The following is a 17507-nucleotide window of genomic DNA, read 5'->3' on the forward strand; positions in this document are numbered from 1 at the left end:
CCGAGCGTAGCGAAGCGAAGTCGAAGGGCCCACAGCGTCCAGCGGACTATCACCACAGGCACTCAGTCGTCATCCCGGCGGAAGCCGGGATCCATTTTGACTTTGTGATCCCGCTCTGCCAGCGAAGCCCCTCAATGCCGCAACGGCTCCGACACTTCCTTCACCACCTCCGCCGTCGACTCCTGCTTGCCCGCCAGCGCGAGATCGGCGATCGCCACGATGCCGGCGAGCCTGCCTTCGCTATCCACCACCGGCACGCGCCGGATCTGATCGGCCTCCATCAGGCACACGCAATCGGCCAGGCTGGTGTCCGTGCGCACGGTCCGGGCCGGGCCCGTCATCGCATCGGCGGCCGTCGCGGCATTGCTGTCGCGGCCCTCGGCCACGATGCGCACGGTGATGTCGCGGTCGGTCACCACGCCGATCGGTCGCTGCGACTCGTCGACCACCGGGATCTGCCCGCAGTCGTTGTCGAGCATCATCCGCGCGACGTCGCGCAGCGGCGTGGCCGCAGTGCAGCAGGCCGGATCGGGTGTCATCACGGATTGGACGTTCATGGCGGGCTCCCTGGTCGCAGGATGGATGCGGGGACAGCATGAAAAACCGCTGGTTTCCGCCGCGTGACAGCCCCGTGGAAGCGCCCGGACGCGGCGTGCCCGTGCCTTTCGTCATGGGTCCCCCTCACGCCCCATCGGTTACCCTCCGGCTCCCGCTCCACTGAGACCGTCCGATGAAGCACCGTCTTGCGCTGGCCGTCGCCATCGCCCTGGCCACCGCCACCGCCCCGGCTCTTGCCCAGACCTCCACTCCCGCATCCAGTGCCGTGAACGCCCAGGCCAACCCCTTCTTCAGCGAAAGCCCGCTGCCGCTGCACTACCCGCAGTTCGACAAGATCAAGGACAGCGACTTCGCACCGGCCTTCGACCGCGGCATGGCCGACCAGAAGGCGGAAATCGAAGCGATCGCCAACAACCGCGCCAAGCCGAGCTTCGAGAACACCATCATCGCGATGGAGATGTCCGGCCGCATCCTGACCCGCGCCGCGACCGTGTTCGGCAACCTAGTCGGCGCCGACACCAACGACACCCGCGACAAGCTCGATGCCGAGTACTCGCCGAAGTTCGCCGCGCACCGCGACGCGATCTATCTCAATCCCAAGCTGTTCGCGCGCGTCAAGGCGTTGTACGACACCCGCGACAAGCTGGGCCTCGACGCCGAAGGCGTGCGCCTGGTCGAGCGCTACTACACCGACTTCGTCCGCGCCGGCGCCAACCTCTCTCCCGAGCAGCAGGCCCGCCTGAAGGCGATCAACGCCGAACTCGCCTCGCTGGGCACCCAGTTCAGCCAGAACGTGCTGGCCGAGAAGAACGAGCTCGCCGTCGTCGTCGACACCAGGGAAGAACTCGCCGGGCTGCCCGACGACCAGGTCGCCGCGGCGGTCGAAGCCGCGAAGGCGCGCCACCTGGACGGCAAGTACGTGCTGCCGCTGATGAACTTCAGCCAGCAGCCGCAGGAGACCTACCTCACCAACCGCGCCCTGCGCCAGAAGCTGCAGGACGCCTCGCTGTCGCGCAACAGCCGCGGCAACAAGTACGACAACCGCGAGATCGTCTCCAAGGTCGTGAAGCTGCGCACCGAACGCGCGCAGATGCTCGGCTACAAGGACTACGCGTCGTACGCGCTGGCCAACGAGACGGCGAAGAATCCGGAAGCCGTCAACGCCATGCTCGGCAAGCTCGCTCCCGCCGCCGTCGCCAACGCACGCAAGGAGGCGGCGGAAATGCAGGCGATCATCGACAAGGAAGGCGGCAAGTTCCAGCTGCAGTCCTGGGACTGGGCCTACTACGCCGAGAAGGTGCGCCAGGCCAAGTTCAACTTCGACGAATCGCAGCTCAAGCCCTACCTCGAGCTCGACAACGTGCAGCAGAACGGCGTCTTCTACGCCGCGGGCAAGCTGTACGGCCTGACGTTCAAGGAACGCAAGGACCTGCCGGTCTACCACGACGACGTGCGCGTGTTCGACGTCTTCGACAAGGACGGCAAGCAGCTGGCGATCTTCATCTCCGACATGTACGCCCGTTCGTCCAAGCAGGGCGGCGCATGGATGAATTCGTATGTCGACCAGTCCGCGCTGACCGGCTTCGTGCCGGTGGTCGCCAATCACCTCAACATCCCCAAGCCGCCGGCGGGCCAGCCGACGCTGCTGACCTGGGACGAAGTGACCACGATGTTCCATGAGTTCGGCCACGCGCTGCACGGCATGTTCTCGAACGTGAAGTACCCGTACTTCTCGGGCACCAACGTGCCGCGCGACTTCGTCGAATATCCGTCGCAGGTCAACGAGATGTGGGCCGACTGGCCGGAAGTGCTGGCCAACTACGCCAAGCACTACCAGACCGGCGCGCCGATGCCGAAGGAACTGCTGGACAAGGTGCTGGCGAGCTCGAAGTTCAACCAGGGCTTCACCACCACCGAATACCTCGGCGCGGCGATGCTCGACCAGCGCTGGCACCAGTTGAAGTCGGTGAATGAGGTGCCCAACGCCGACGGCGTGATGGCCTTCGAGGCCGAGGCGCTGAAGAAGGACGGCCTCGATTTCGCCCCGGTTCCGCCGCGTTACCGCACGCCGTACTTCAGCCACATCATGGGTGGCTACGCCGCGGGCTACTACGCCTACATCTGGTCGGAAGTGCTCGACGCGGACAGCGTGGAATGGATGAAGCAGAACGGCGGCCTGACCCGCGCCAACGGCGACCACTTCCGCGACACGCTGCTCTCGCGCGGTGGCAGCAAGGACGCGCTGGCGCTGTTCCACGACTTCACCGGCCGCGACCCGTACATCGAGCCGCTGCTGGAGCGTCGTGGCCTGGTCGAGCCGTCGAAGGCCGACGACACCACGCCGCCGAGCGATGCCGACAAGGGCGACCAGGGCAAGAAGTAAGCCCTGCGCGGTCCACGAAACGCCCGGAGCGATCCGGGCGTTTTTGTTTGGGAGAACAGCAGCTCGCTGCGCTGCCTCTTCCTTTCAAACAGGAAGGCAACGTCAAAATGGATCCCGGCTTTCGCCGGGATGACGAGCGTCAGGCGTGCGCCGCGGGGCATTCCGACGACATCGACCCAGCGACTCGCACGCTGCGACCCCGCGGCTCTCCCGAGTGAGAACGAAGCCCGCTTTCGCAGCCTGCAGGGCCCGGCACCTCGCCTCGTCCCGCGGGGTACGGCCTCCCGCCGTTCTCTGCGATAATTCCGCGCCTCACGGCCCCGTAGCTCAGCTGGATAGAGCGTCCCCCTCCTAAGGGGAAGGTCGCACGTTCGAATCGTGTCGGGGCCGCCAGTTCAACCACTCACGCAGGAGCGGCCCATGGCCGCGACACCCCTGGTCGCCGCCGCGCTGGTCGCGGCCAGGGGCCACTCCTGCACATTGCCCGGAGCTTTCCCCCATGACCCATCCCGTCCTCACCGCCCTCGGCCTGACCGATAACGAATCCGGCACCTTCCTCGGCAACGGCCAGTGGTCGGCCACGAAGGACGCGGGCGTGCTGGAGCCGGTCAACCCGACCACCGGTGAAGTGCTGGGTCGCGTCTACGCCTCCTCGCAGGGCGACTACGACACGATCGTCGAGCGCGCCCAGGCCGCCTTCAAGGTGTGGCGCACCACCCCGGCCCCGCGCCGCGGCGAAGCGATCCGCCTGTGCGCCGACGCGCTGCGCACGCACAAGGACGCGCTGGGTTCGTTGGTCGCGCTGGAAATGGGCAAGTCCAAGCCGGAAGGCGACGGCGAAGTGCAGGAGATGATCGACATCGGCGAATTCGCCGTCGGCCTGTCGCGCCAGCTGTACGGCCTGACCATGCACTCCGAGCGCCCCGGCCACCGCATGTACGAGCAGTGGCACCCGATCGGCCTCGTCGGCGTGATCTCGGCCTTCAACTTCCCGGTCGCCGTGTGGGCCTGGAACTCGTTCATCGCCGCCATCTGCGGCGACATCACGATCTGGAAGCCGTCGCCGAAGACCCCGCTGTCGGCTATCGCCGCGATGAAGATCTGCAACGAAGCGCTGAAGAAGGGCGGCTTCCCGGACATCTTCTACCTGTTCAACGACGCCGGCAGCGAGCTGGCGCAGCAGTTCGTCGACGACCGCCGCATCCCGCTGATCAGCTTCACCGGTTCGACCAGGGTCGGCCGCATGGTCGGCGAGCGCGTTGCCCAGCGCATGGGCCGCTCGCTGCTCGAGCTCGGCGGCAACAACGCGATCATCGTCGACCAGACCGCCGACCTGAAGCTCGCGATCCCCGCCATCGTGTTCGGCGCCGTCGGCACCGCCGGCCAGCGCTGCACCACCACGCGCCGCCTGTTCGTGCACGAGTCGATGTACGACGAAGTGCTCGGCAAGCTGGTCACCGCGTACAAGCAGGTCGAAGGCAAGATCGGCGATCCGACCGATCCGAAGAACCTGATGGGCCCGCTCAACAGCCAGGACGGCGTCAATGCCTACCTCGAAGCCATCGAGAAGGCCAAGGCCGCAGGCGGCAGGATCGAAACCGGTGGCGCGAAGGTCGAGGGCAAGGGCAACTTCGTCCTGCCGACGATCGTGACCGGCCTGACCAACGATGCCGAGATCGTGCAGCACGAAACCTTCGCGCCGATCCTCTACGTCATGAAGTTCCGGACGATCGACGAAGCCATCGAGATGCAGAACGCCGTGCCGCAGGGCCTGTCGTCGGCGATCTTCACCACCAACCTCAAGGCCGCCGAAGCCTTCCTGGCCGCGTCGGGTTCGGACTGCGGCATCGCCAACGTCAACATCGGCACCTCGGGTGCGGAGATCGGCGGCGCCTTCGGCGGCGAGAAGGAAACCGGCGGTGGCCGCGAATCGGGCTCGGATGCGTGGAAGGCCTACATGCGCCGCCAGACCAACACCATCAACTACTCCGACGCGCTGCCGCTGGCCCAGGGCATCAAGTTCGACCTGTAAATCCTCGCTCGTCACTCCCGCGAAGGCGGGAGTCCATGGACGTTACCGTTGCTACACTGCGTAAAACGTCCATGGATCCCCGCCTTCGCGGGGATGACGAAATAGACCAGAGCCAGGACAGCCAGCGAACGATCGATGTACGGACTCGCCCGCCCCTTCCTGTTCGGCCTCGACGCCGAGCGTGCGCATGCGCTCACGCTCGATGCGCTCGAAGTCGCCTACCGCACGGGCCTCAACCCGCTGCTGGCGCGCAAGCCCGCTCCGTTGCCGACCAAGGCGTTCGGCCTGACCTTCCCCAATCCGGTCGGCCTCGCGGCCGGCCTGGACAAGAACGGCGCGCACATCGATGCGTTGCTGGCGCTGGGCTTCGGCTTCATCGAGATCGGCACGGTCACGCCGAAGCCGCAGGCGGGCAATCCCAGGCCGCGCATGTTCCGCCTGCCGGACCATCGCGCGGTGATCAACCGCCTGGGCTTCAACAACGAAGGCATCGAGACGCTGGTGCGCAATGTCGAAAAGGCGCAGCGTCGCGGCGGCCTGCTCGGCATCAACATCGGCAAGAACAAGGACACGCCCAACGAAGCGGCCGAAGGCGATTACATGTATTGCCTGTCGCGCGTGTACCCGCTGGCCGACTACGTCACCGTCAACATCTCCTCGCCCAATACCGCCGGCCTGCGCGAACTGCAGGAAGAACAGGCCCTGCGCCGCCTGATCGGCACGCTGCGCGAAGAACAGGAGCGTCTGGGCGCCAAGCACGGCAAGCGCGTGCCGATGCTGGTGAAGGTCGCGCCCGACCTCAGCGAGAGCGACGTCGACGCCGCCGCGCGCGTGCTCGCCGATCTCGAGGTCGATGGCGTGATCGCCACCAACACCACCGTGTCGCGCTTCCTCGTGGAAGGCGCCGAACACGCGAACGAACAGGGCGGCCTGTCCGGCAAGCCGCTGATGGGATCCTCCACCACGATCCTGCGCATGCTGCGCACGCGCCTGCCCGAATCCATTCCGCTGATCGGCGTGGGCGGCATCCTGTCCGGCGCCGATGCGGCGACGAAGCAGGCCGCCGGCGCGACGCTGGTGCAGGTCTACACCGGCCTGGTCTATCGCGGTCCCGAACTGGTGCGCGAATGCGTCGAGGCCCTGCGCCGCCGCAAGGAAGCCCCGAGCCGCGGCCACCTGCCGCCCGAAGTCTGAGGCGGCATACGCATCCATGACCGAATCGATCCGCATCGCCCGCGACGCTTCCCTGCAATCCCGGAATACGTTTGGCGTCGCGGCGACGGCACCGGTGCTGGTGGAAGTCTCCGACGCGAGCGCCCTGCCCGCCCTGTTCGCGGACCCGGAATTCGGCGAACGCCTCTCGCTGGTGCTCGGCGGCGGCAGCAACCTGCTGTTCGCGGGCGATCCCGAGGGCGTGGTGCTCGCGCTCACCGGCAAGCGCGTCGCGCATCTGGACGAAGGCGCCGACGGCCGCACCATCGTGCGCGCCGATGCCGGCGTGGAATGGCACGACTTCGTCATGCGCACGTTGCGCCATGGTTTCGCCGGACTGGAAAACCTCGCCCTGATCCCGGGCACGGTCGGTGCCGCGCCGATCCAGAACATCGGCGCCTACGGCGCGGAAGTGCGCGAGTTCATCCACGCGGTGGAAGTGTTCGAACCGGCCACCGGCGAACTGCGCCGCTTCGATGCGGCCGGCTGCGACTTCGCCTATCGCGACAGCCTGTTCAAGCGGCAACCGGACCGGTACATCGTCACCGCCGTGGAATTCGCGCTGTCGCGCGAGCCGTCGCTGAAGCTCGATTACGCCGGCATCCGCGAGGAGCTCGCCGCCATGGACATCCCGTCGCCGACGCCGCAACTCGTCGCCGATGCCGTGATCGCGATCCGCCGCCGCAAGCTGCCGGACCCGGCGGTGCTCGGCAACGCGGGCAGCTTCTTCAAGAATCCCATCGTGCCGGCGGCACAGGCCGAAGCGCTGAAGTCGACACACGAGGCCTTGCCGGTGTTCCGCGGCAACGACGAAGGCACGCGGAAGCTCTCCGCCGCCTGGCTCATCGACCAGTGCGGCTGGAAGGGACACCGCGACGGCGATGCCGGCGTAGCCGCATCGCACGCGCTGGTGCTGGTGAACCACGGCAACGCCACCGGTGCGCAATTGCTGGCACTGGCCCGGCGCATCGCGGCCTCGGTGCGCGAACGCTTCGGCGTGGCGATCGAACCCGAACCCCGGCTGATCGGCGCGACTTGGTGAGCGCGCAGCCGCACCGGTTCCTGCGCGCGGCCATGCTGATGGTCGTCAGCACGCTGTTCTTCGGCATGATGGCGATCACGATCCGCTACGCGTCGAAATCGCTGCCGACCTTCGAGATCGCCTTCTTCCGCAACGCCTTCGGCCTGCTCGCGCTGCTGCCGATGCTGGTGCGCAGCGGACGCAGCGTGCTGCAGACGAAGCAGCTGCCCCGCTACCTGCTGCGCAGCGCGATCGGCATCTGCTCGATGCTGTGCGGCTTCTGGGCGATCGGCAACCTGCCGCTGTCGCAGGCCATTTCGCTGTCGTACTCGACCCCGCTGTTCGTCACCATCCTGGCGGTGTTCTGGCTGGGCGAACACGTGCGCATGCGCCGCTGGGCCGCGGTGGTGGTCGGCTTCATCGGCGTGCTGGTGGTGGTGCGGCCCGGCACCGCGGGCTTCACTGCGCACTCGTTGATCGCGGTGGCGGCGGCGGTGTTCAGCGCGGTGGTCGCGATCCAGATCAAGCAGCTCTCGCGCATCGACCCCGCCGACACCATCGTCTTCTACACCTACGTGTTCTGGGTGCCTCTGTCGCTGCTGCCGGCGCTGTTCGTGTGGCAGTGGCCGCAGGGCATCGTCTGGCTGTGGCTGGTGGCGACCGGCATATTCGGCACCGTCGCCCAGCTGTTGTGGACGCGCGCGCTGCGCATGGGCGACGTTTCGGCGCTCACGCCCATCAGCTTCATGCAGCTGCCCGTGGTCGCGGTGGCCGGCTACCTGCTGTTCGGCGAGAAGCTCGATCGCTGGACCGTGCTCGGAGCGGCGGTCATCTTCGCCGCCAACGCCTACATCGCCCATCGCGAAGCCCGGCTGGCGCGGCAACACGCCACGACCGCGCCGGTGGAAGCGGCCAAGCCGGGCGAATAGTCCTTCCGCGGGCTAGGCGCCCTGCAGGTAGTCCTCGATCACGACGTCGTCGATCTGCTCCGGCTTCAGGAAGCGCGTCGCGTAGTCGACGTGCAAGCCGGAGCGCAGGAACAGTTCGAAAAGATCGGCGTCGATGTGCTGCTCCCTGCGCATCTTCGCCATGATCGAGAGCGCTTCGGACAGCTTCTTGCCGGACTTGTACGGGCGATCCGCCGCAGTGAGCGCCTCGAAGATGTCGGCGATGGCCATCATCCGCGCCACCGGGCTCATCTGCTCGCGGGTCAGGCCGCGCGGATAGCCGGTGCCATCCATCTTCTCGTGGTGCCCGCCGGCGATCTCGGGAACGTTGCGCAGATGCGCGGGGAACGGCAGCTGCGACAGCATCACGATCGTCTGCACGATGTGCTCGTTGATCTTGTAGCGCTCCTCCGCCGAAAGCGTGCCGCGGCTGACCGTGAGGTTGTGCAGTTCGCCGCGGTTGTACAGCAGCTCCGGCACGTCCATGCGGAAACCCCAGGCGTCGTCGACGGAGGCGATGCCGTCGTCCTGCGGCCGCGGGATGCGGTGCTCGGGGCGGTCGGCCAGCAGCGGTTCCTCGGCCGGCAGCGCGACCTCCACGGCCGGGCGCCGCTCGAGTTCGTCGCGCGACAGGCCCAGCCGATCGTCGAGCGTGCGTCGCCAGGTCTGCGTACCGATGGCGCGCAGGCGCGCCTGGCGCTCGGCGGACAGGAATTCCCCGCCGGTATTGCACGCCGCCACGAACGCGAACTCCTCGTCGAGCCGCTGCCACGTGGCATCGCGCGCGGCCCGCAGCACCGCTTCATCGCCGCCCTGCGCCACGCCGCGCCAGTACACGATGTCGGCATCGCGCTTGAGCACCTCGAACCGCATGCGCACTTCGTGGATGCGGTCGTAAAGGGTCTCCAGTTTCGTCGCCTTGTCGACTACGAACTCGGGCGTGGTGACCTTGCCGCAGTCGTGCAGCCAGGCGGCGATGTGCACGGCTTCCCACTCGTCCGCGTCGAGCGCGAAGCCGGCGAAAGGTCCCTCGCGCGCTTCACAAGCGGCGCGCGCGAGCATGAAGGTGAGCTCGGGCACGCGTTCGCAATGCCCGCCCGTGTACGGACTCTGCGCGTCGATGGCGGCGGCGACCATGCGGATCACGGCCTGCAGCAGTTCCTTCTGGTCGCGCATCAATCGACGCGTCTCCAGGGCCATGGCGGCACTCGCGGCGAGCGCGGCCGCAAACGCGAGCCCGTGCGCATTGATCGTGTGCTGCGGGAACAGCAGCAGCAGGCCGACCCGCTGGTCCTTGCGGTCCAGCAGCGGCAGCGCAATCGCGTAGCGCTCCGCCGCTGCATCGCCGAGCCCGAGCAACGCCAGTTGCGCGCCGTCGAGGTGTCCGGCATTCGCCGTGCCGGTTCGCAATGCAGTGCCCAGTACACCGTGCAGGCCGCCGGACTCCAGGCGCACCGGATCGAATCCTGCATCGAGCCCGTGCCGGGCCACGGGCGCCAGGCCGTCCTCGCCGTTCGTGGCGAGGTAAAGCACGCCCGCGGTGGCATCGAACACGCCCATGGTTTCGCGCAGCAGCCACGGCAGCAGGGCGTCGAGATCGCGCTCCTCGGCGAGGCGCTGGTTCAGCGCGAGGAAACGGCGCATCGCATCGCGCATCAGGTCGAAGCCCTGCGCCAGGCGGTCGATTTCCCGCACCGGCGAACGCACCTGCGGAAAATCGCGGAAGTCGAAACGGCGTACCGCATCGGCCTCCAGCGCGAGCTGCTCCAGGGGCCGCGCGACCCGGCGCGCGAACGCGAGCGCCAGCACGACGCCGATCACGGCGAGCCCGATCGCCACCGCGAGCGTCCCCGTTCCCGTGTCGAATGCATGCGTAGCCGTCGCTGTCGCGGCGACCAGCAGCACGGCGCCCAGCGCCGCCTGCAGATAAAGCGGAGTTCTCCCCGACATGTGCGCTGCCCGCAACGTCCCCGTTGCCGGCCAGTCTAAGCCAGCAGCCGCAGCCCGCTCAGCCGGCGTCCTGCGGCACGCGGCGCGTTTCCCAGGGGTGACGATCGTGACGGAACACGAGGAAGAAACAGCCCACGGCCCACACTGAAGCAGCGGTCCACCCGGCGAGGATGTCGGACGGGTAATGCACGCCGAGGTACACCCGCGACAGGCCGACCGCGAGCGTGAAGCCCAGCATCGCGATCGTCACCGGCCAGCGCCACGGCGTGCGCCACGCCAGCAGCAGGCACACCCACGCCAGCGTCATCGAACCCATCGCGTGCCCGCTGGGGAAACTGAAGGTCGACTCGGGCGCGATCGATTCCCACAGCGAGGGACGTTCGCGCGCGAACAGCTGCTTGGTGGCCAGGTTGAGCAGGGCCGAACCGCCCAGCGCGAGCCCGGCGAACAGGCCTTCGCGTGCGCGGCGGCGCACGGCGAGGATCGCGACGAGCGCGATATCCACGGGAATGACGCCCCACTCGTAGCCCAACGCGGAAAACAGCAGGAAAGCCCGGTCGAATCCGTCGCGCGCCAGCGCATGGGCGAACAGCAGGATGGGCGCGTCGAAGAAGAACGGCTCGCCTTCGCGGAGTTCGTCGACGAGCGCGGCAAAGCCCAGCAGCGGCAACAGCAGTCCGGCGAAGAGCAGCAACAGGCGCAGCCAGTACCGGCGCAGGAAGGCGGCGCCGAAACGCGCTTCCTTCGCGAGGGTGCGTGCGGTGGGCTCAGGCCTGGCCGGCGGCGCCATAGCGTCGTTCGACGTAACGGTCGATCAGCGCGACGAATTCGTCGGCGATGTTTTCGCCGCGCAGCGTCACGGTCTTCTCGCCGTCCTCGAACACCGGTGCCGACGGCGCTTCGCCCGTGCCGGGCAGCGAGATGCCGATGTTGGCGTGGCGCGACTCGCCGGGACCGTTCACCACGCAGCCCATCACGGCCAGCGTGAGGTTCTCGGCGCCGGGATGCGTGACCTTCCACTCCGGCATCTTCGCGCGCACGTGTTCCTGCACCCTCGATGCCAGTTCCTGGAAGAAGGTGCTGGTGGTGCGGCCGCAACCGGGGCACGCGGTGACCATCGGCGTGAACGCGCGCAGGCCCATGGTCTGCAGCAGTTCCTGCGCGACGATCACTTCGGTGGTGCGCGACTGGCCCGGCTCGGGCGTGAGCGAGATGCGGATGGTGTCGCCGATGCCTTCCTGCAGCAGCACGCCCAGCGCGGCGCTCGAGGCGACGATGCCCTTGCTGCCGATGCCGGCTTCGGTGAGGCCCAGGTGCAGGGCGAAATCGCTGCGACGCGCGAGTTCGCGGTAGACCGCGATGAGTTCCTGCACGCCGCTGACCTTGGCGCTGAGGACGATGCGATCGGCGGGCAGGCCGAGTTCGACTGCGCGATGCGCGGAATCCAGCGCCGAGCGGATCAGCGCCTCGCGCAGCACCTCGGCCGCATCGCGCGGTTCGGCCAGCGCGTGGTTCTCGTCCATCAGCTTCGCCGCGAGCGCCTGGTCGAGCGAGCCCCAGTTGGCGCCGATGCGCACCGGCTTGCCATGGCGGATCGCGAATTCGATCAGCGTGGCGAACTGCGTGTCCTTCTTCTTGCCGAAGCCGACGTTGCCCGGGTTGATGCGGTACTTCGCCAGCGCTTCGGCACACGCCGGTTCGTTGCTCAGCAACTGATGGCCGTTGTAGTGGAAGTCGCCGATGATCGGCACGTTCACGCCCATCATCGCCAGCTTCTCGACGATGCGCGGCACCGCGGCGGCGGCTTCCGGCGTATTCACGGTGACGCGCACGAGTTCGGATCCCGCGCGCCACAGCTCGGCGACCTGCTTCGTGGTCGAAGCGACATCCGCCGTGTCGGTGTTGGTCATCGACTGCACCACCACCGGTGCGCTGCCGCCGACCTGCACGCCGCCGATGGCGACCGCGCGGGTGTTACGGCGCGATTGGGGGCCGAAGGCCATGGCGGCGCAGGGTACCGCTGAGGTCAGATCGAGGACGGAATTCATCCGCGCATTGTATCGCGCAGCCCCCGCGCGCTCCGTAGCCCGGGTAAGGCCGCAGGCCGCACCCGGGGTGCGCTGTGCTTGCCTGGGGCGACACCGCGTTCGGGTGCGCTGCGGTTGCCTGGGGCGACACCGCGTTCGGGTGCGCTGCGGTTGCCTGGGGCGACACCACACCCGGGTGCGCTGCGCTTACCCGGGCTACGCCGTCTGCGGTACCGTGAGCGGCCGTGCCGTGCCTTCGTTCATGAACGCTGACGACTCCCGCGACGTCCTGACACCCTCCCAGCTCAACACGCTGGCGCGCGACCTGCTGGAAGGCAGCTTCCCGCTGATCTGGGTGGAAGGCGAACTCGGCAACGTGTCCCGGCCCTCGTCCGGGCACCTGTATTTCGTGCTGAAGGACGAACGCGCGCAGGTGCGTTGCGCGATGTTCAAGCCCAAGAGCACCTGGCTGAAATTCATCCCGCGCGAAGGCGTGCACGTGCTCGCGCGCGGCCGCCTCACCCTGTACGAGGCGCGCGGCGAATACCAGCTGGTGCTCGACCACATGGAGGAAGCCGGCGAAGGCGCGCTGCGGCGCGCGTTCGACGAACTCAAGGCGAAGCTGGGCGCCGAAGGCCTGTTCGACAGCGAACGCAAGCGCCCCCTGCCCCATTTCGCCCGCCGCATCGGCGTGATCACCTCACCCAGCGGCGCCGCGGTGCGCGACGTGCTGAGCGTGCTGGCGCGTCGCTTTCCGCTGGTCGAAGCGGAGATCCTGCCCGTGCAGGTTCAGGGCGCAACCGCGGCACCGCAGATCGTGCGGATGCTGCAGCGGGCCGCTGCGTCGGGCCGCTACGACGCGTTGCTGCTCACGCGCGGCGGCGGATCGCTCGAGGACCTGTGGTCTTTCAACGACGAGCGCCTGGCGCGCGCGATCGCTGCCTCGCCCGTACCCGTGGTGTCGGCAGTCGGCCACGAAACCGACTTCAGCCTGTCCGATTTCGCCGCCGACCTGCGCGCGCCGACGCCCTCGGTCGCGGCGGAACTGCTGGTGCCCAGCCGCGACGATCTCCTCCGCCGGTTGCGCGCACTGGATGCACGCCTGCGCAACCTGCAGGCACAGCAATTGCGCGCGGCGATGCAGCGCGCCGACCGCGCCGCACTGCGCCTGAATGCGTTGCGTCCGCGCGCGCGGCTCGATGCCTTGTGCAAGCGCCAGGCGGACGCGCTGCGGCGCCTGTCGGCCGCCTGGCAGCGGCGCATCGATCGCGAACGCGCCCGCGTCCGCCATGCCGACGCGGTACTGCGCGCGGCGCACCCACAGCGCCGCATCGCGCGCCTGCGCGAACGCCTGGCCGCCGTGTCTTCGCGCCCGCAGGCCGCGGTGGTGCGGCGGCTGGGCAACGAGACGCTGCGGCTGCGCGGGCTCGCGCGCTCGCTCGAAGCGATCAGCCCGCTCGCCACCGTCGCACGCGGCTACGCGATCCTGCGTCATCCCGACGGACGCGTCGTGCGCAGCGTGCTAGACGCCGCGCCCGGCGATCGCCTGGACGCGCGACTGGCCGACGGCCAGCTGCCGCTGCGGGTGATCGATCCCGGCGAAGCGTGACGGTCGCCCGCAGATCGCGAGCCGACGCCGCGCGACACGTTCGCAAGGTCGCCTGCAACACAACCCATGCCGCGTTTACACGGCATGATCTAGGCTTCGCGAAACAAGGAGGATTCCGATGCTCGCCAGGCGCTATCCCTATTACCTCGCCAACCAGCCGGTCGACGGGAAGCAGGAACTGGACGTCCTCGACAAGTACACCGGCAAGCGCGCCACGCGCGTCGCCCTCGCCGACGCAGCGGCCGTGCGCAAGGCGATCGTCGCCGCGCACCGCGCCCGCGAGGCGATGGCCGCGTTTCCGCCCGATGCACGCCGCGATGTGCTGGAGCACTGCGTGCGCCGCTTCGGCGAGCGCGCCGAGGAACTTGCGCAGGCACTTTGCATCGAAGCCGGCAAGCCGATCCGCGACGCACGGGGCGAAGTCACGCGCCTGATCGACACTTTCCGCATCGCTGCCGGCGAAGCCACGCGCAGTCCCGGCGAACTGCTCGAACTGCAGATCTCCCAACGCGCGCGCGGCTACCGCGGCATGGTCAAGCGCGTGCCGATCGGGGTGTGCAGCTTCATCACGCCGTTCAACTTTCCGCTCAACCTCGTCGCGCACAAGGTCGCGCCGGCCATCGCGGCGGGTTGTCCGTTCGTGCTCAAGCCCGCGGACAAGACGCCCATCGGCGCGCTGATCATCGCGGAAGTCCTGGCGGAAACGGACCTGCCGAAGGGGGCGTTCTCCGTCGTGGTGTGCAGCACCGACGATGCGGCGGCGCTGGTCGAGGACGAACGCATCGCCCTGTTGAGCTTCACCGGCGGCCTCGTCGGCTGGGACCTGAAGGCGCGCGCGGGCCGCAAGAAGGTCACCCTCGAACTGGGCGGCAATGCGGCCTGCATCGTCGATGCCGATCCCGGCGCGCCGCTCGATCATGTGGTCGAGCGCCTGGTGTTCGGCGCGTATTACCAGTCCGGCCAGAGCTGCATCAGCGTGCAGCGCATCTACGCGCATGCGGACATCTACGAAAAACTGCGGCGCAAGCTGAAGGCGGCCGTCGCCAAACTGCGCATGGGCGATCCGCACGACGAGAAAACCTTCATCGGCCCGATGGTCAACGAGGAGGCCGCGCAGCGCGTGGAAAGCTGGATCGCGGCCGCGCGCAAGGGAGGCGCGAAGCTGCTGGCCGGCGGCGCACGCAACCGCAACATGCTGCCGGCCGCGTTGCTGGAAAAGGTGCCGCACGATGCCGACCTGTACCGCAGGGAAGCCTTCGGCCCGGTGGCGATGATCGAACCCTTCGACGATTTCGACGACGCGCTCGATCGCGCCAACGACAGCGACTTCGGCCTGCAGGCGGGCGTGTTCACCGGTAATCTCGATCATGCCCTGCGTGCATGGGACCGGCTCGAGGTCGGCGGTGTGATCGTCGGCGACGTGCCCAGTTTCCGCGTCGACAGCATGCCGTACGGCGGCGTGAAGCACTCCGGCCTGGGGCGCGAAGGCCTGCGCTATGCCATCGAGGACATGACCGAGCCGAGGCTGCTGGTGATCCGCGGCTGATCCCGCGCGCTTCGGCCTGTTGCGGTTCCTGACCCGGCTTTTCGCGCGCTTTCACCGCCATCCGTCGCCACGGCGGTTCGCACGCCTTTCACCGGATATTCGCGACGCTTCAGCACGAATCGCACGCGGGAGTCGTCATGCGATCGCGACCCGTCCTGTTCGCGCTGTTGCTGCTCGCGGCGAGCGGCACCTGCGCTGCGGGCAACGACACCGACCCGCTCGTCGTCATCCGCGTGAGCTACCGCGACCGTGCCGAACTGCAGCGGATCGCCTCCCGCTTCCAGCATCTGATCATCAACCAGCGGGCGAAGACCGCCACCGTCGAGGCGTCGCACGACGACATCGCCGCGCTGCAACGCGCGGGCATCGCAGTGCGTGTCGATCGCGAGGCAACGGCGCGGCTACGCGAATCGGAAACCGCACTGCAGGCCGCGGCCGAAGCGGCGGGCGAACCGGGAACGCAGACCATTTCCGGTTATTCGTGCTATCGCACGGTCGAGGAAACGTACGCCGCAATGGACGCGCTCGCCGCTGCCCATCCCAATCTCGCGCGCGTGGTCGACATCGGCCCGTCCTGGCTGCGCAGCCGCAACGCTTCGGCGGGCTACCGCATGCGCGTGCTGCGGCTCAACAACGTCGCTACCGACGCGAGCATCCACAACAAGCCCAACATGGTGGTGCTCGGTTCGATCCATGCGCGCGAATACACGCCGGCGGAACTGCTGACGCGCTTCGGCGAATGGCTGGTGAATGGTTACGGCACCGACAGCGAGGCCACGTGGCTGCTGGACAACTTCCGCTTCCATATCGTGCTGCAGGCCAATCCGGACGGGCGCAAGAAAGCGGAAGCGGGCCTGTCCTGGCGCAAGAACGTCGACGATCTCAACGGCACGTGCAGCGCGAACGCCTACGGCGTCGATCTCAACCGCAACTTCCCCTACCGCTGGAACAGCGCGTCCGGCGGCTCCAGCGGGGATCCCTGCCTGGGCAATTACCGCGGTCCGGGTGCCGCTTCGGAACCTGAATCGATCGCGATGTTCCAGTACATCGCCGGCACGCCCGGCGTCAGCGGTGTCTACGCGGGCGGCGTGTTGCCCGACCGGCGCGGCGATGCGTCGACGAGTCTCGCGCCGAGCGATTACCGCGGCCTGTTCATCGACCTGCACAGTTATGCGCGACTCGTGCTCTGGCCGTGGTCCTACAGCACGGCCGCCCCGCCGAATGCCGCCGCGCTGCGGACGCTGGGACGCCGCCTGGCCTGGTTCAACGGCTACTCGCCACGGCAATGGACGGGTCTGTACGTCGCCGACGGCACCACCACGGATTCGGTGTACGGCGTGCTGGGTGCGCCCAGCTACGCGCTGGAGATGGGCGCAGCGTTCTTCGAGTCGTGCGCCACCTTCGAGTCCACCACGTTGCCGCAGAACCTGGCGGCACTGCGTTACGCCGCGCGCACGCTCGTCGCGCCGTACGTCTATGCGGGCGGACCCGACGTGACCGCGATCGGCGCTTCGCCTGCGCGCGTCGCCGCGGGAACGCCGATCGCGCTGACCGCGACCATCGATGACACGCGCTACAACCAGAGCAACGGCACCGAACCCATGCAACGCATCACCAGCGCGCGCGCCTACCTCGACCAGCGCCCGTGGACGTCGGGCGCCACCGCATGGGCGATGGTGGCGACCGATGACGCCTTCAACGCATCGCGCGAAGCGGTGCGCGCGACGCTGTCCACCGGCGGCCTCGCCCCGGGCAGGCACACGGTGCTGGTGCGCGGCACCGACGCCAGCGGACGACCGGGCCCGCCGCAGGGCGTGGTGTTCACCGTCGCCGGCAGCCGCACCTTCGCCAACGGAACGGATGTCGCCATTCCCGACGGCGGCACGGCATCCAGCAGCATCCAGGCGACGGGCGTGTACGGCACCGCACCCACCGCGCTTGGCGTGAGCGTGGACATCCGCCACCCGAACAAGGGCGACCTCCTCGTCGACCTCATCGCGCCGGGCGGGACGACTTATCGACTGCACAACCGCAGCGGCGGCACGGGCGACAATGTCGTCGCGAGCTATTCGCGCGATGCTTCCAGCGAAAGCGCGAACGGGACGTGGCGCCTGCGCGTCACCGACCGCGCCAGCGGGAGTGCGGGCTTCATCAACCAGTGGAGCCTGGTGTTCCGCTACTGATGACGCACCGATCGATCCTGCCAACCCCGTTTGCCGGAA

Annotated in this window: 12 protein-coding genes and 1 tRNA gene; 9 read left to right on the top strand and 4 right to left on the bottom strand. The window is 68.3% G+C overall.

Annotated elements, in window-relative coordinates; all coding sequences use genetic code 11:
* Window positions 1–131: 131 nt before the first annotated feature.
* Window positions 132–557: a CBS domain-containing protein gene (locus ACFPN1_RS05205; protein WP_386753563.1), complete on the bottom strand. Its 426-nt coding sequence runs from the start codon at window positions 555–557 to the stop codon at window positions 132–134.
* A gap of 173 nt (window positions 558–730) precedes the next feature.
* Between ACFPN1_RS05205 and ACFPN1_RS05210 the strand changes: the two genes are divergently transcribed.
* The 6 genes from ACFPN1_RS05210 to ACFPN1_RS05235 all read left to right on the top strand — a co-directional run bounded on the left by ACFPN1_RS05210 (window position 731) and on the right by ACFPN1_RS05235 (window position 8135).
* The gene (locus ACFPN1_RS05210; protein WP_386753565.1) at window positions 731–2941 is read left to right on the top strand and encodes a M3 family metallopeptidase; all 2211 of its coding nucleotides are present in this window, start codon (window positions 731–733) and stop codon (window positions 2939–2941) included.
* Window positions 2942–3257: 316 nt separating this feature from the next.
* Window positions 3258–3334: transfer RNA gene (locus ACFPN1_RS05215), tRNA-Arg, on the top strand.
* 106 nt (window positions 3335–3440) lie between these two features.
* Window positions 3441–4973 carry an L-piperidine-6-carboxylate dehydrogenase gene (gene amaB, locus ACFPN1_RS05220; protein WP_386753566.1) on the top strand — a complete coding sequence of 511 codons (1533 nt, stop codon included), beginning with the start codon at window positions 3441–3443 and terminating at the stop codon, window positions 4971–4973.
* 135 nt (window positions 4974–5108) lie between these two features.
* Entirely contained in the window at window positions 5109–6167 is a 1059-nt protein-coding gene (locus ACFPN1_RS05225) for a quinone-dependent dihydroorotate dehydrogenase (protein ID WP_386753568.1), read from the top strand.
* A 16-nt stretch (window positions 6168–6183) separates the two neighbouring features.
* Entirely contained in the window at window positions 6184–7227 is a 1044-nt protein-coding gene (gene murB, locus ACFPN1_RS05230) for a UDP-N-acetylmuramate dehydrogenase (RefSeq protein ID WP_386753569.1), read from the top strand.
* A gap of 38 nt (window positions 7228–7265) precedes the next feature.
* The gene (locus ACFPN1_RS05235) at window positions 7266–8135 is read left to right on the top strand and encodes a DMT family transporter (protein WP_386754046.1); all 870 of its coding nucleotides are present in this window, start codon (window positions 7266–7268) and stop codon (window positions 8133–8135) included.
* A gap of 12 nt (window positions 8136–8147) precedes the next feature.
* Here ACFPN1_RS05235 and ACFPN1_RS05240 read toward each other — a convergent pair whose 3' ends face one another.
* Genes ACFPN1_RS05240 through ispG form a run of 3 tightly spaced genes read right to left on the bottom strand, consistent with a single transcriptional unit; the run spans window position 8148 to window position 12106 of the window.
* A complete protein-coding gene (locus ACFPN1_RS05240) occupies window positions 8148–10103 on the bottom strand; it encodes an HD domain-containing phosphohydrolase (protein WP_386753571.1) in 1956 nt (651 codons plus the stop codon).
* Window positions 10104–10161: 58 nt separating this feature from the next.
* Complete coding sequence (locus ACFPN1_RS05245) at window positions 10162–10893, bottom strand: phosphatase PAP2 family protein (RefSeq protein WP_386753573.1); 732 nt, start codon at window positions 10891–10893, stop codon at window positions 10162–10164.
* Window positions 10871–12106 carry a flavodoxin-dependent (E)-4-hydroxy-3-methylbut-2-enyl-diphosphate synthase gene (gene ispG / locus ACFPN1_RS05250; protein WP_386754047.1) on the bottom strand — a complete coding sequence of 412 codons (1236 nt, stop codon included), beginning with the start codon at window positions 12104–12106 and terminating at the stop codon, window positions 10871–10873. Before ispG ends, ACFPN1_RS05245 begins: the two co-directional genes overlap by 23 nt.
* A 286-nt stretch (window positions 12107–12392) precedes the next feature.
* On the opposite strand from ispG, the gene xseA reads away from it, so the two are divergent.
* From xseA to ACFPN1_RS05265, 3 genes are all read left to right on the top strand, one after another.
* Window positions 12393–13739, top strand: a complete 1347-nt coding sequence (xseA, locus tag ACFPN1_RS05255; RefSeq protein ID WP_386753575.1) for an exodeoxyribonuclease VII large subunit — start codon at window positions 12393–12395, stop codon at window positions 13737–13739.
* A 118-nt stretch (window positions 13740–13857) separates the two neighbouring features.
* Window positions 13858–15285, top strand: a complete 1428-nt coding sequence (locus ACFPN1_RS05260) for an aldehyde dehydrogenase family protein (protein ID WP_386753576.1) — start codon at window positions 13858–13860, stop codon at window positions 15283–15285.
* A gap of 137 nt (window positions 15286–15422) precedes the next feature.
* The gene (locus tag ACFPN1_RS05265) at window positions 15423–17468 is read left to right on the top strand and encodes a M14 family zinc carboxypeptidase (RefSeq protein ID WP_386753578.1); all 2046 of its coding nucleotides are present in this window, start codon (window positions 15423–15425) and stop codon (window positions 17466–17468) included.
* Window positions 17469–17507 lie beyond the last annotated feature (39 nt).

Source organism: Lysobacter yangpyeongensis (assembly GCF_042655745.1).
Classification (GTDB): Bacteria; Pseudomonadota; Gammaproteobacteria; order Xanthomonadales; family Xanthomonadaceae; genus Agrilutibacter; species Agrilutibacter yangpyeongensis.